This is a genomic window from Ensifer sp. ENS08 (assembly GCF_014852195.1).
Taxonomy (GTDB): Bacteria; Pseudomonadota; Alphaproteobacteria; order Rhizobiales; family Rhizobiaceae; genus Ensifer; species Ensifer adhaerens.
On record NZ_JACVBF010000006.1, the window covers coordinates 240,907 to 254,619 of the forward strand.

The following is a 13,713-nucleotide window of genomic DNA, read 5'->3' on the forward strand; positions in this document are numbered from 1 at the left end:
AGACTGAAAGCGTGACCGGGATTGCCTTTGTCGGAACCGGCTTCGTCGCCGACTATTACATGACGACGCTTGCCAACCATCCGGAGCTGCGGCTCACCGGCGTCTGGGACCGCGATGCCGAGCGCCTCGACGCGTTCGCACGCTACTGGAAGGTTTCGCCCTATGCCTCGCTCGACGCCGTGCTTGCCGATCCCGCGGTGTCGATCGTCGTCAATCTGACGACGCCGGAGAGCCACTATACCGTAAATTGCCGGGCGCTTTCGGCCGGAAAGCACGTCTATTGCGAAAAGCCCCTGGCGATGACGGTGGAGCAGGCGAGCGAACTCGTCGACCTGGCAAGGGCCAAGGGGCTTGTTCTGGCCGGTGCACCGGCCAATGGGCTCAGCGACGCGCAGGCGCTCTGCGCCCGTCTGCTTGCGGACGGTGCCATTGGCACGCCGCGGCTTGTCTATGCCGAGATGGAAGATGGCCCGGTGTTCAAGGCCAACTGGCGCGCCTGGCGCAGCCGCTCGGGCGCCCGCTGGCCGGGCGTGCATGAGTTCGAGGTCGGCTGCACGCTCGAACATGCGGGTTATGCAGCAAGCTGGCTTGTCTCGCTCTTCGGCCCGGTCGCCGAAGTCAGTGCCGTCTCGGCGCTGACCTTTCCGGACAAGGGGCCGGGAACCGAGACGCTGGCGCTCGGGCCCGATTTTTCCGTGGGTTGCCTGACGTTCCGCTCCGGCCTGACGGCGCGGGTCACCTGCGGCCTGGCGGCGCCGCGCGACCGCTCGCTGACGATCATCGGCGAAAAGGGCATGATCGCCGTTCGCGATCTCTGGGACGATCGCTCGCCGATCCATCTGGAGATCTTCGGGGCGAAGCGGCCGCTCCTGCATCGCGGGCTCGACTGGCTGGAGTGGAAACTCGGTCGCAAGCTTCCGCTTCGGCTCTATCCCGGAACCAAGATGCGCTATCCGACGGCGCCATCGGCAAGTGCGCTTCCGGCCTTTCCGTCGCAGATCGATTTCGTGCGCGGCATTGCAGTGCAGGCGCACGCGCTCAAAGGCGGCGAAACACCGTTTTTCTCCGGCGCGACGGCGCGACATCTGACGGAGGTGGTGTTGGCGCTCAACGGCGGCTGGCGGGACTACCGTCCGCTCGACCTCTAGAGGCGCAGCGTCGGCCACGTTTTGCGTTCCGTTTCGAGGTAGAACTAGCCTACCTCAGGTGTCCTTGAGCGGACCGTCTCGATGATTTCCAGGGCCTTTATGCTGGCCGATAGCGGCATCAACGGATGTTCGCTGCGGCCATCGATAATCGCCGCGCTTGCCGCCTCGATCTCGAATTGCAGGCCGCTCCCCGGGAAGTGATGATCGTGGCGGGTAAGGCCGGGCAGGGGGATATGCCGGGCCAGCCGGTAGGCCGTTTTTCCGTTGAAAGCCAGTAGCTTGCGCGCCGCGCCGCCGGTGGAAACGAAGAGGCGGCTTGCCTTCAGAAACGGTGTGTCGATGACCAGCGTGCCGCGCTCGCCCTCGATAACGAAGCGATTGTGCCCGTTCCGATCGAAGCCGCAGCCCAGTTCAGCGTCAAAGCCGTCATAGGCCAGCTTGATCTTGGCTGAACTGTCGACGCCGGTCGGCGCGCGCTTCCATGTGCCATCGACGGACCCGGGGTGCCCGAACAGATTGAGGCAAAGGGCGATCGGATAAATGCCGAGGTCGAGCATCGACCCGCCGCCGAGCACCGGATCGAAGAACCGGCTGCCGGCATCGAACGGTTTCTCGTAGGCGAGGTCCGCCCGGACATGGCGGATCGCGCCGAGCGTTCCGGCCGTGAGCAGTTCGCGACCCCTGGAAATCGCCGGAAGGAAACAGGTCCACAACGCTTCCATGGCGAAGGTGCTGCCGGCGGCAGCGGCGTTTGCAAGCGTGCGCGCGTCGGACGACGACGTCGTCAGCGGCTTTTCGACGAGCACGGCTTTGCCGGTGGCCAAGGCGAGGGTGGCCTGTTGAAGGTGCTCAGCATTGGGTGAGGCGACGTAGATCGCGTCGATATCGGGAGAGGCCGCCAGTGCCTCGATGCCCTGATAGCCGCGGATGCCGCCGAAACGCCCAGCGAAGCTCTCGGCCTTCTGCGCGCTGCGGGACGAGACGGCGACGAGGCTCGCATGGGTTGCGAAGCGGAAGTCCGAGGCAAGACTGTTTGCGATCGTGCCGGTTCCGGCGATGCCCCAGCGGACCTTGTCACGCATATCCCGATGTCCGCTTTCCGGCTGATTCTGTCGCGGCGCATCGTGCCCCGGAAGTCTCAAGGCTCGGTAAATGCCAGCAAGCGCCGGCACCTTTCGCGTGCAAACTGGGAAGACTATCCGCCAAAGAATAAGCCCCGCGCGATTTCTCGTGTGGGGCTGTTCGAACGGGTCCGCAGATGCGGACCGAATATCAGGCCGATTTACGGACCGGAGTCTTTTCTGCAGTGGCGCTCTGGTCGTCACCGTAGATTTGATTGAGCGTGCCTAGAATCCGCATGACCGCGTCGGATGAGCTCGAATAGTAAATCGTCTGCGCATCGCGACGGGTGCTGACGAGATTCTGAGCACGGAGCTTAGAAAGATGCTGGGAGAGAGCCGACTGGCTCAGCCCAACCTTGTTGGCCAATGCGCCGACTGCCATCTCTTCCTTCACGAGGGAATCGAGGATGAGGAGGCGCTTAGGATTTGCCATGGCCGAGAGGAAACCGGCTGCTACCTCGGCTTCATCGTGTTTTTCAGGCGAAAGTGGCTGCATTGCGTGCTCCATGCGAAAATTACATCACACGTAGTTATGGTTGACGAAGCAAGATAATTAGTCGTGATGCATAAAAGGGCAACCACCTACTGCAAGAAATGGGGGTAGCTCTCCAGCGATTAACCGTTAAGTTCACGCAAAATTGCCCGTAAATTGGAACTATCTTCGATAGGTGTCGGGAACTCAAGGCGTTTTAGCTGATCGCCATCTGCAAGATCGAGCCCCGCGGCGTCGATACCCACGACTTTCCAGTTGCCTTCCGGTGCCTTGCAGAGCTTCACCGCATAGCGCTGAACTGCGTCAGAATGATCCGTATTCATGTGATCGATCGCGTTCGCCTCCATCGCGGCGAGCGAGGCGATGGCAGGCGTGTCGATCAGAAGGTCTTCGGCGGTCAAAACATAGGCGCGGCCGAAGCCGCCGTTGAGACTGGCACGCAGCGGCGACAGCCGGAAGAAGCCGAAATCGGGAAAATCGACGTAGAGTTTCGACTTGGGGTGGCGGCGGACGAATCGCTCGCGGATGCGGATATGTGCTTCGCTGTCGCGCGCAACCTGTTCGGCGGTGCATTGCACGGTCAGGCGAGGATGGGCGAGGGGGTCGCCCTTGCCAGGCTCGCCGGTCAGGAGCGAGGCCCTGGCGTCGGCCAGCAGCGCCTGCGTGTGTGTCGACAGTTTCGAGATCAGGATGACAGGCACCCCGTCGACATCCATGCCGACGAGCACGCGGCTGACGAAGGGGAAGCCGCCGCTCTCCGGCTCGATCGCCGCAAGCGATGCGCTGCGCGCGCCCCGCAGAAGCGTGCGGGCCAGCGTGCGGGCTTCGTTATCGGTGTCGCGCAGAACGTTCGGCTTGTCGCTCATGGTCTTTCCCTTTTCCTGCCATGCGGTCGTTGCCGGGACGAAAAAAGCCCGGAACGACGCTCCGGGCTTTTATTGGCTTGTTGAGCGGCTTCGTCAACTTTTGTTGCGGTGGCGCGTCAGTCCCTGGACGATATCCTGGGCGTCGATCGTACCGACCACGGAACCGTTGTCGACGACCCCGATGCTGCCCGGCTGGCGGGACATGGCGTCGAGGATGTCGACGAGCGGTGTCGTGGGCTTGGCCGTCGCGGTCACGCCGGCAACAGTCACTCCGCGCTGGACGCCGGTCTGCATCACGTCTTTCGCCGTCAGCATGGTGATCGGGTTCATGTGCTGGACGAAATCGGCGACATACTGGTTGGCCGGGTTCTTGACGATATCTTGCGGCGTGCCGCACTGGATGATGCGCCCGCCCTCCATGATGGCGATGCGGTTGCCGATGCGGAAGGCCTCGTCGAGATCGTGGCTGACGAAGATGATGGTCTTCTTCAGCCGCCGCTGGAACTCCAGCAACTCGTCCTGCAGGCGGGTGCGGATCAAGGGGTCGAGGGCCGAGAACGGCTCGTCCATCAACAGGATCGGTGCACCGGTCGCAAAGGCGCGGGCAAGCCCGACGCGCTGCTGCATGCCGCCTGAAAGCTCGTTGACCTTGCGACCCGCCCATTTCGAGAGATTGACGAGTTCGAGCTGTTCGCCGACGCGCGCCTTGCGTTCGGCGTCCGGCATGCCGGCAAGCTCAAGCCCGAAGCCGACATTGTCGGCGACGGTGCGCCAGGGCAGAAGCGCGAACTGCTGAAACACCATCGAGACCGTGTGCATGCGGAAGTCGCGCAGCGACTTCGGATTGGTTCGATAGGGATTGAGCGCACCATTTGCTGTCTTCACCTCGACGTCGCCCCGCACGACCGGGGCAAGGCCGTTGACCGCGCGAAGCAGCGTCGACTTGCCGGAGCCCGAAAGCCCCATCAGCACGAGGATCTCGCCCTCGGTGATTTCGAGCGAGGCGCCGGCGACGCCGAGCACGAGGCCGGTTTCGGCGCCGATCTCGTCGCGGGTCTTGCCCTGGTCGACCATCTGCAGCGCGACTTGAGGGTTGTTGCCGAAGATGATGTCGACATTCTTGAAAACGACGGCGTTGGTCATGCGCCTTCTCCTTCGTCGGACGAGCGGAAAAGGCGGTCGAGAATGATCGCCAGGATGACGATGCAAAGGCCAGCTTCGAAGCCCTTGGCGATGTTGACCGTGTTCAAGGCTCTCACGACCGGAACGCCGAGGCCGCTGGCGCCGACGAGCGCGGCGATGACCACCATCGACAGCGACAGCATGATGGTCTGGGTGAGGCCAGCCATGATCTGCGGCATGGCAAAGGGCAGCTCCACCTTGCGCAATACCTGGCCGGGCGTCGCGCCGAAGGCCTGTGCGGCTTCCACCAGCGACGGCGGCGTCGAGATGATGCCGAGGCGCGTCAGCCGGATCGGTGCGGGAATGGCGAAGATCACGGTCGCGATTAGACCCGGAACCATGCCGAGGCCGAAGAGGATCAGCGCCGGGATCAGATAGACGAAGGTCGGGATCGTCTGCATGAGGTCAAGGATCGGCCGCATGACGGCGTAGACCCATGGGCGACGGGCGGCTGCGATGCCGAGCGGCACGCCGACGGCCATGCTCACGGCGGTGGCAGCGAGCACAAGCGCCAGGGTTTCCGTCGTTTCCTTCCAGTAGCCCTGGTTGATAATCAGGAGCAGGCCCAGGCCGGTGAACAGCGTTATGCCGATCGAACGGCGGAACCACCAGGCGAGCCCGGTGATGACGGCGACGACGATCAGCGGGTGCGGGGCATAAAGCACCCAGAGCAGCGAGTCGGCGACGGCCTGAAGGAAGCGGGCGAGCTGGTCGAAGAAGAAATCGAAATTCGTCGTCAGCCAGTCGACGAATGCCTTGGCCCAGCCGCCGATGGGGATGCGGTTATCGGTCAGATATTCCACGAAGGTAATCCGTCTCGTCAGGTCAAAAAGGAGCGCATGACGCGGTGAAAAAAGGCGGGGTCATTCCCCGCCTTGATGCCGATCAGAGGCCGAGCGCGGCCTTGACTGCGGCCAAGCCGTCGCCGCCATCCTTGGCGGTCACGCCGGCGAGCCACGGGTCGACGGCAGTCGGGTTGGCCTTCAGCCATTCCTCGGCCGCCTTGTCCGGCTCCTGGCCGTCGTTCAGGATCTTGCCCATGATCTCGTTTTCCATCTGGAGCGAGAACTTGAGGTTGGTCAAAAGCTTGCCGACGTTGGGGCACTCGGTGGTGTAGCCGGCACGCACATTGGTGAAGACTTCCGCGCCGCCGAAATTGGCGCCGAAGATGTCATCGCCACCCGAAAGGTAGGTCAGCTTGAAGTTGGCGTTCATCGGATGCGGTTCCCAGCCGAGGAAGACGACCGGCGCGCCGTCCTTTTCGGCACGGGCGACCTGCGCCAGCATGCCCTGCTCGGAGGATTCGACCACTTCGAAGCCCTTGAGGCCGAAGGTATCCTTGTCGACCATGTCGATGATCAGGCGGTTGCCGTCATTACCCGGCTCGATGCCGTAGATCTTGCCGTCGAGTTCGGTCTTCTTGGTGGCGATATCCTTGAAGTCCTTGATGCCGAGCTCGGCGCCCTTGGCGTTGGTCGCCAGCGTGTACTTGGCACCGACCAGGTTCGGCCCGAAGGATTCGACCGACTTGTCGTCGAGGAAGGGACGAACATCGTTTTCCTGGGTCGGCATCCAGTTGCCGAGGAAGACGTCGATGTCCTTGTTCTTGAGCGAGGTGTAGGTGACCGGAACCGAGAGAACCTTGATGTCGGTCTGGTAGCCGAGGCCCTTTAGAACGGTGGAAACGGTGGCAGTGGTCGCGGTGATATCCGTCCATCCGACGTCGGAGAAACGGACGGTGCCACAGCTTTCCGGCTCGGCAGCTGCAGCCTGCTGAGCGGTGATGGCGACGACCGAAACGGCGCCTGCCAGTATCAGTTTGAGAGAGAGTCGTTTTTTCATCGTTGTCGTTCCCCTGCCTCGATTATTGTTTTAGCCAAACACCATTGGATAGCGAATTCAAGCGCTTTGATGTCGGAGGAAGTGTATTGCGTCAATATGCTGGCGGGGTGCACGATGCGACGCTCGATGTCGCAATGTCCACGAAATAGTCTAGTCCGCCGAAAAACTGTGGGTGCTGCAAACGGGCTCTGGCCTTCCCGGCCAAGCCTCGTCATTACCCAAAAAACGGAAAAACCGGACGCGGTGACTATGGCCAAACTCTATTTCAGCTATGCGACGATGAATGCGGGCAAGAGCACGATGCTCCTGCAAGCCTCCTACAACTACCAGGAGCGCGGCATGCGCGTGGTGATGCTGATCGCCGCCCATGACGACCGGGGCGGCGTCGGCCGCATTTCCTCCCGCATTGGTCTTGGTGCGGACGCCATTCCCTTTCACGGCGACGACGATCTCTATGGGCTGATCGATCGGTTGCACTCGGATGGCGAAGGCGAGATCGCCTGCATCTTCGTCGACGAGGCGCAGTTCCTCAATGAGGGGCAGGTCTGGCAGCTCGCCCGCGTCGCCGACCGCATCGGCATTCCGGTCATGGCCTATGGTCTGCGTACGGATTTCCAGGGCAAGCTGTTTCCGGGCTCGATGGCGCTGCTGGCGATTGCCGACGAGCTGCGCGAAGTGCGCACCATCTGCCATTGCGGCCGCAAGGCGACGATGGTCGTGCGCCTGGACGGTGAGGGCAAGGTCGCACGCGAGGGCGCCCAGGTCGAGGTTGGCGGCAACGAGAAATATGTCTCCTATTGCCGGCGCCATTGGGACGACCTGATGCGCTGCGAGTGAGTGCGGCGTCGTGGCGGCTTGAAACCGCCACGCGCGCGATGCCATTCTTCGCCTCTATCGCACGCCAGGGGTCTTCGATGTTGCGTCTCGTCACCAGCCTTTCCATCACGCTCTGTCTTGGCACGCTCTGTCTTGGCGCAACGGTCGCCCATGCCGGCGGCGACGCTACGGCTGGCGCTGCCGTCTTTCGCAAATGCGCGGCCTGTCACACGGCAAGCGAGCCGACAAACCGCGTCGGCCCAAGCCTCATGGGTGTCGTCGGACGCCCGGCCGCATCCGTCGCCGACTACAACTACTCCGATGCAATGAAGGCCTTTGGCGCTGAGGGTCGCGTCTGGGACGAAGCGACGTTGAGCGAATACCTGCTGAGCCCCAAGGCAATGGTCGGTGCCACCAAGATGGCTTTTGCCGGTCTGAAGAAGCCGCAGGACATCGCCGACGTGATTGCCTATTTGAAGGCGTCGCCGGCTGCCAAATAGGGACGACGCAAACCCCGGACGGAAAGCCGTTTCCCATCTTTCCTGGACCTACGCGCGGCAATGCCGTCGATATCTCAAGCACTTCGCTGTGGTGGCTGATCAAAAAGCTGCCGGGAAAGGCTTGTTCTCTTTCGGTAAACACCCTTTATATAACTGCAATCGAAGGCTGAATAATTCAGCCGGGCTGGCGGATATCGCCGCGGTGGACCGAGGGGCAGGACATGGCGACTCTTCAGAATTTTGACGCGGAGATCGAAAAGACGAAGGGCGTGGTCGAGCAGATGCGCGGCAAGCTCGAACAATCAGGTGTCGTGCTCGAACAGTTCGCCAAGGCCGAAACCAAGCTTGGCGACGTCAACTTCGACATCGAGAATGCCCGCATCCAGGACGTGATCAACCAGCAAAAGGTGATGGAAGCCAACATCGCCGACCTGATCATCGGCCTCGAAGACGCGACCAATGTCTTCGGCTCCGAATTCGAGAGCATGAAGAACTATACGGGCTACGAGAAGTTCATCGGCATCTTCTCCAAGCAGAAGATGCAGCGCATGCGCACCGACCGCGTGCGCAACATGTCGCTTGCCGGCAACCTGCAGGAACTGCTTTCCAAGTCCGACATGATCGTCGGCATCCTCAAGGAACAGAAGTCGATCCTAGACCAGCGCTACAAGACTTCGGAGCAGAGCCTGATCCAGGTGATCGAGCGCCGCAAGGGCACGATGGCGAACCTCGAAGCGGTGCAGAAGCGCATCGAGGAACTGAACCCGCTGCTGCTCGACATCGAAAACCGCATCGCCGCCTCGACCGAGCAGAAGGTGCGCACCGAGCTCGAAGGCGAGCGCTCCGCGCTTGCGACCGAATATAACGAGAAGCAGGCCAAGGAACAGGAACTGCTGGCCGAGAGCCAGACGCTCGAGCGCTATACCTCGATGTTCCAGACCTTCGTCGATTCACTCAACAACCAGATCGCCGCGCAGAACACGCTGATCAACAAGCTGACGATCGATACCGAGCAGCGCATCGTGCTCTACAAGGCGCTGGAAGATTCGCTGAAGACCGCTGCCCAGCAGGACGTCGCGCACAAGATCAACACGCTCGGCAGCCAGGTCGATACGGCCGCCGAGGAGACGATGGCCGGCATCGGTGCCGCAGCGCAACGCCACATCGGCGATCTCCTGGAAATGCATGAAAAGAACATGCTTTCAACGCAGGATATCCAGCGCCGCAAGAAGCTGGCAGACGATGCCTTTGCCCGCCGCTTCCAGGCTGTCATGGACAAGCACAACACTGCCAATTACGTGAAGCAGTGAACGGGCGGCGCATGATCCGAACCGAGTTTGCCTTTCGGCACGCGCCACGGGGATTTGCATGAAGGTCGCGGCTTCATCCGCTGTCGCACAGTATTTCGCGTCGATCCACGCGGCACTCGCCGGGCTTGAGCTCTTTCTCGGCGACCGCAACTCGCCGCTCTATCGCAACACCGTCGTCGGCGAAGTGATCGTTCCCTATCTTGGCCGGCTGAAGGCCTCGATCGACTGCTGGGAGAACCGGATCGGCTTCGTCGACCAGTTCCGGATTTCGCGCGCCGAAAGCGGCTTTCCGGTCTTTCAGAACGTGCTGGAACTGGAGAACGATCGCCAGACGGCGACGAAGCGCCTGGCCGATATTCCATCGGCCGATGCGCTGCGCGACGAGATGGTCGACTTCATCCTGCGCCAGAAGGCGTTTCCGGAAGCGCTGCAGACGCGCATGGCCGAGCGGCTCTATCTGGAGCAGATCGGCAAGGGCGAGATCTTTTCGCCCTTCATCCTGCCGGAGACCATCCGTGTCGCCGTCAATTCCAAGACGATGCGGCCCTATTACATCGTGAGCTGGGGCGCCTTCGACGGGGCCAATACTCTGCCGATGGTCTACATGGCGACGATCGAGGATTCCTCGGAAAAGATCGTCGACATGCTGGTGACCGCTGATGGCAAGCTCAACCCGCAGGTGGAAATTCCTCTGCCGGTTGGCGGCCTGCTCAATCCGGAGCTTGCCAGCCGCTTTGACGATTTTGCGTCCAAGAACAGCAGCTATTCGCTGACACCGGTGACGATCGCCACCAATCTCGACAAGGATTTTGACGAGCTGCATCCCAAGCAGTTGCGCCGCATCGTGCTCGGGCCGTTCTACTCGTCCGGGATCACTGAGAATAATGCGCGCATCAACGACATCCTTTCGAAGGTGCGGAAAACCGAAAATGCCTGGCTCCTGACCTGGACGGTGCAGGAGGTCTTCTCGAAATCGGAGCGGCCGGCCAAGCGCGGCTTCTGGTCGTCGACCCCGGCGCAGGAAGAATTCCACATCGACACCGCAAATCTGGAAGCGACGCGCATGGGGGTTTCTTCCTACGAGAAGCACGCGCTGGTGCCGCACGACGCCTATCAGGCGCTCTATGCCGCCGGCGAGGCGGAACAGGTGTTCGGCGACTACAAGGTCCACGTCATTTCGGGCAATCAGGTCGTGAGCGAGGTTTGACGATGACACTCAATACAGGCCTGACGACGCTGCACGAGGACGATATCGCCAAGCACCAGGCGGTGGCGCAAGGGTTGGTGACGAAGCTCATTATCCTGGAGCGGGAAGATGCCGCCGCCGGAACGTCGCTTGCCGGCACCGGCCGGCGCTTCGTGTCGACAGTTTCGACTGGCGGCCAGCGGCGCACGCGTGAGGTGGAGCTGACGAAGACGATCCAGGCGGTGCGCCAGGGCGACCCGATGTTCTCTCCGGCCCAGCACGCCGTGCTCTACCGGACGCGGCGCGGCATCCAGGTGGCGCTGGCCGTCGCCGATGTCTTTGCCCGCCAGACGAGCCTCGAACAGCTGCAGGCGAAGAACGCCACCTCGCCGCTTGGCGGAGAGGAGGCGAACCAGTTCAAGGCGCTGCTGTCGGCTTCGGCTTACGTCGCGGCCTTCACACTCGCTGCCTATCTCGGCGCGACCTTGGCGGGCGAGGGCGAGCCGGTCGACGATGCTGTCGAGCCCGACTTCCTGTTCGACACGCCGCAGGACGCGCTGAAGAGCCTGATTTCGGCGCTCGATCGTGGTCTTGCCGGGGCCCCCGATGATCTGGCGCTGACCGCCCGGGCGCGGGCCTTCTCGCGGGTGGCGATCGAAGGGCTGATTGCCCGCAAGGCGCGCTTTACCGGGCTGCAGAGCTTCGAAACCGTGCATATCCGGCTCGACCAGGACGATTTTACGCTGAACGGTTTGGACGTCGCACCCGGCCAGAAGCGCAAGCCACTGGTCATGACCTTCAAGAAGCCCGAGGAGATCATCGGCAACCACATCGCCAAGTATCAGGCGCTGAAGCTTGCCAAGATGCTGATGGCCTACGACTTCGACCGGCAGATGAACCCGTTCGTCGAGCTCGGCGGCTTCCTCTTCACCTTCATCGGCGACGGCATGCCGGGCACCGGCAAGACGATCCTGATCCAGATGCTGGCCGGCATGCTCAACGATTATTGCGAGATCGCCGGCTACGCCTTCCACTACGAGAACTTCGGCGTCGACCAGATCTCCTCCTATCAGGGCAAGTCCGGGCAGAACTGCAAGGAGTTCGTCAACAACGTCATCAATCCGCGGGCGATCGGTTTCGGCACGATCGACGATATCGACCAGGTGGCGGCGAAGCGCTCCGACGATCGAGCCTCTGCCGGCCAGCACGAGGTGACGGCGGTGTTGATGGAGAGCTTTGCCGGCGCCTCTACCGTGGTGCGCGGCAACTGCACCTTCGGCATGTTCTCCAACTACCCGGAGAATGTCGACGACGCGCTGCGCCAGCGCGCTGGCGCCCGCTGGCTGGTCGATGGGCCGCAGACCGAAGACGACTACATCGACATCTTCGCGCTGCTCGTCGGCAAGAACCACAAGATCCCGCTTGGCGAGCACCAGCTTTTCGAGGGGCAGGAGATCAAACGCGCGGTTGCTCAGTCCTATGCTGAGCACGCGCGGCCGAAGGAAGATGGCCTCGTCGCTGTCTGGGAGCGTTACGAGAAGGAGAAGGGCGCGATCGCCTCGCTTGCCGATGTCGGCGCCTATCTGCACATGATCAAGGAGGCCGAGCCGCGCTTTACCGGTCGGGCGATCAAGAACATCACCGACGCGATCAAGCTGAGAGCAATGGACGTGGAACTGCCGGATGACTGGTTCAAGGACGCCGGCTCCTTCATGCACAAGGGCTATGACGAGAAGAAAGCGATGATCGAGGCACTGCGGGGTCCGATCACCATCGACATGGTGTTGCAGGAGATCAACCGCTACGCCGACAGCGAATTCCGCTACACCGACAAGTCGGACGATGCCGCCGTCACCGACATCATCCGCCGCGAGCGCCAGCGCGAAAAGGCGGTCCGCGAGATCGAGGCGATGAAACGCGACGGCCGGTGGCAGGGGTGATGCTAGGAAAAACTGACCGATGAAACGCCTGCTTGAAGCGGAACTCATCTATGGACGGCTGCTCGATATCTCCGAGCCGCATCTGATCGCGCGCTACAACAAGGCGCTCGAAGGGTTTGGCCTGCGACCAACGGCGCTGACCCAGTTCAGCATCGACATGACCGGCTTTTCGCCCGAGATCGCCGAGGAACTGGGGGATCGGGACTACCTCGATCCGAACCGGGTCAACCGCCGCTTCATCATCATGACGCCGGAGCAGGCGGAGCTGCCGGTCGTGCATACGAGCTTTTCCAACACGGCCGCGCTGATGCACGAGTTCTTCAACGCCAACAGCCGTGCGATCAACGCGATTACCATCAAGGATGCGCTCTATGGCGAGATCGAGGATTCGGTCTCGGTCGTAAACGACATCGACGATCTCTTGTCGATCAACGAGGTGCGGTTCCGGGTGCTTTCGGCCGAGGACATGCTCGGCAAGGCGGCCGAACTGCGTGGTCTGGTCGACCGCTTGAAGAAGGTGCCGACGGCCTGGGCCGACGACGAGATGCTGACGCGCATGGTCGAGCTTGCCAAGCAGACCGGCGATATCCGCCAGAACGCACTGGTGCCGGATCAGCTCGTCTTCCATCACGAAGCCTTCTGGGCCAATCATTTCGGCGGCGTCTATGTCTTTCTCGACGACAAGACGACGACAGTCATCTGCGACCCCTCGGTGCCAGGCTTCCGCCGCTCGCGGCCCTGGCAGGTGAGCTATATCGCCATAAACGATCACGCCCGGATCTACGATTTCCTCGCCTCGACCAAGCGGCTGCAACTGCCGCAGGCCTCCTGGGTCGAGGATTCCGGGCTCTATCAGCACCGCGCAGACATGGTGGTGCGCGGGCTGATCAACGAGAGCGACCCGACGGCCGATCTTGCCAATGCCGACCGGATCTGGCTGCAGACCTGGATGCACCGATATGCCGCCGCGGTCGCGAAAGACGGCGCCTATCCGTTCCTGCAGGAGATGATCCGCACGGTCGCTGCCACCGGCACGATCAGGATGCAGGACGTGGCGCCGGCAAATCGCTTCATGTTGGTGCGCGCAGCACCCACCCATCCGGACCAGTGGCTGGTCAACCGGTTGATATCCCAGCTCGTGCCCCGCGATTTCGTCTCGCGCTTCGTCTTCGACAAGCAAGGTTTCTACGACGCCTACGAGCGTTATAGCGAAACCTTCAAGGAGTATGTTGTGGCGACGCTGACCGGCACATATCTGAAAGACAAGGCGGCCTTCCGCCACAAGCTCTATGGGCTCAGAGAGGAATAG

At 62.0% G+C, this 13,713-nt stretch carries 13 protein-coding genes; 7 read left to right on the forward strand and 6 right to left on the reverse strand.

The annotated features are described in order from the left end of the window. Positions 1-59: 59 nt before the first annotated feature. Complete coding sequence (locus tag IB272_RS16465) at positions 60-1,148, forward strand: Gfo/Idh/MocA family oxidoreductase (RefSeq protein WP_060581796.1); 1,089 nt, start codon at positions 60-62, stop codon at positions 1,146-1,148. A gap of 44 nt (positions 1,149-1,192) precedes the next feature. Here the strand turns inward: IB272_RS16465 and IB272_RS16470 are convergent, their stop codons facing one another. The 6 genes from IB272_RS16470 to IB272_RS16495 all read right to left on the reverse strand — a co-directional run bounded on the left by IB272_RS16470 (position 1,193) and on the right by IB272_RS16495 (position 6,652). Continuing rightward, positions 1,193-2,230 (reverse strand): Gfo/Idh/MocA family oxidoreductase, encoded by a 1,038-nt coding sequence (locus tag IB272_RS16470; protein ID WP_060581712.1) that lies wholly within the window; start codon positions 2,228-2,230, stop codon positions 1,193-1,195. A gap of 190 nt (positions 2,231-2,420) precedes the next feature. After that, positions 2,421-2,765, reverse strand: a complete 345-nt coding sequence (locus tag IB272_RS16475) for a metalloregulator ArsR/SmtB family transcription factor (RefSeq protein ID WP_034788940.1) — start codon at positions 2,763-2,765, stop codon at positions 2,421-2,423. Between the two features lie 119 nt (positions 2,766-2,884). Beyond that, a complete protein-coding gene (locus IB272_RS16480) occupies positions 2,885-3,628 on the reverse strand; it encodes a HugZ family protein (protein ID WP_060518950.1) in 744 nt (247 codons plus the stop codon). A gap of 93 nt (positions 3,629-3,721) precedes the next feature. Further along, on the reverse strand, positions 3,722-4,771 hold the full coding sequence (gene choV, locus IB272_RS16485) for a choline ABC transporter ATP-binding protein (protein WP_034788932.1): 1,050 nt from the start codon (positions 4,769-4,771) through the stop codon (positions 3,722-3,724). Further along, positions 4,768-5,613, reverse strand: a complete 846-nt coding sequence (gene choW / locus IB272_RS16490) for a choline ABC transporter permease subunit (RefSeq protein ID WP_034788930.1) — start codon at positions 5,611-5,613, stop codon at positions 4,768-4,770. The genes choV and choW overlap by 4 nt, the downstream gene beginning before the upstream one ends. An 82-nt stretch (positions 5,614-5,695) precedes the next feature. Then, positions 5,696-6,652, reverse strand: a complete 957-nt coding sequence (locus tag IB272_RS16495) for a choline ABC transporter substrate-binding protein (protein ID WP_034788927.1) — start codon at positions 6,650-6,652, stop codon at positions 5,696-5,698. A 249-nt stretch (positions 6,653-6,901) separates the two neighbouring features. Here IB272_RS16495 and IB272_RS16500 point away from each other — a divergent pair, with 249 nt between their 5' ends. From IB272_RS16500 to IB272_RS16525, 6 genes are all read left to right on the forward strand, one after another. Further along, positions 6,902-7,489, forward strand: a complete 588-nt coding sequence (locus IB272_RS16500) for a thymidine kinase (protein WP_034788924.1) — start codon at positions 6,902-6,904, stop codon at positions 7,487-7,489. A gap of 77 nt (positions 7,490-7,566) precedes the next feature. After that, positions 7,567-7,968: a cytochrome c family protein gene (locus IB272_RS16505; RefSeq protein ID WP_082566328.1), complete on the forward strand. Its 402-nt coding sequence runs from the start codon at positions 7,567-7,569 to the stop codon at positions 7,966-7,968. 221 nt (positions 7,969-8,189) lie between these two features. Continuing rightward, a complete protein-coding gene (locus IB272_RS16510; protein WP_060606673.1) occupies positions 8,190-9,278 on the forward strand; it encodes a hypothetical protein in 1,089 nt (362 codons plus the stop codon). A 58-nt stretch (positions 9,279-9,336) separates the two neighbouring features. Then, positions 9,337-10,485 carry a hypothetical protein gene (locus tag IB272_RS16515; protein ID WP_060581714.1) on the forward strand — a complete coding sequence of 383 codons (1,149 nt, stop codon included), beginning with the start codon at positions 9,337-9,339 and terminating at the stop codon, positions 10,483-10,485. Positions 10,486-10,487: 2 nt separating this feature from the next. Further along, positions 10,488-12,404: an AAA family ATPase gene (locus tag IB272_RS16520; protein ID WP_060581715.1), complete on the forward strand. Its 1,917-nt coding sequence runs from the start codon at positions 10,488-10,490 to the stop codon at positions 12,402-12,404. Positions 12,405-12,423: 19 nt separating this feature from the next. Further along, positions 12,424-13,713 (forward strand): DUF6638 family protein, encoded by a 1,290-nt coding sequence (locus tag IB272_RS16525; RefSeq protein ID WP_060581717.1) that lies wholly within the window; start codon positions 12,424-12,426, stop codon positions 13,711-13,713.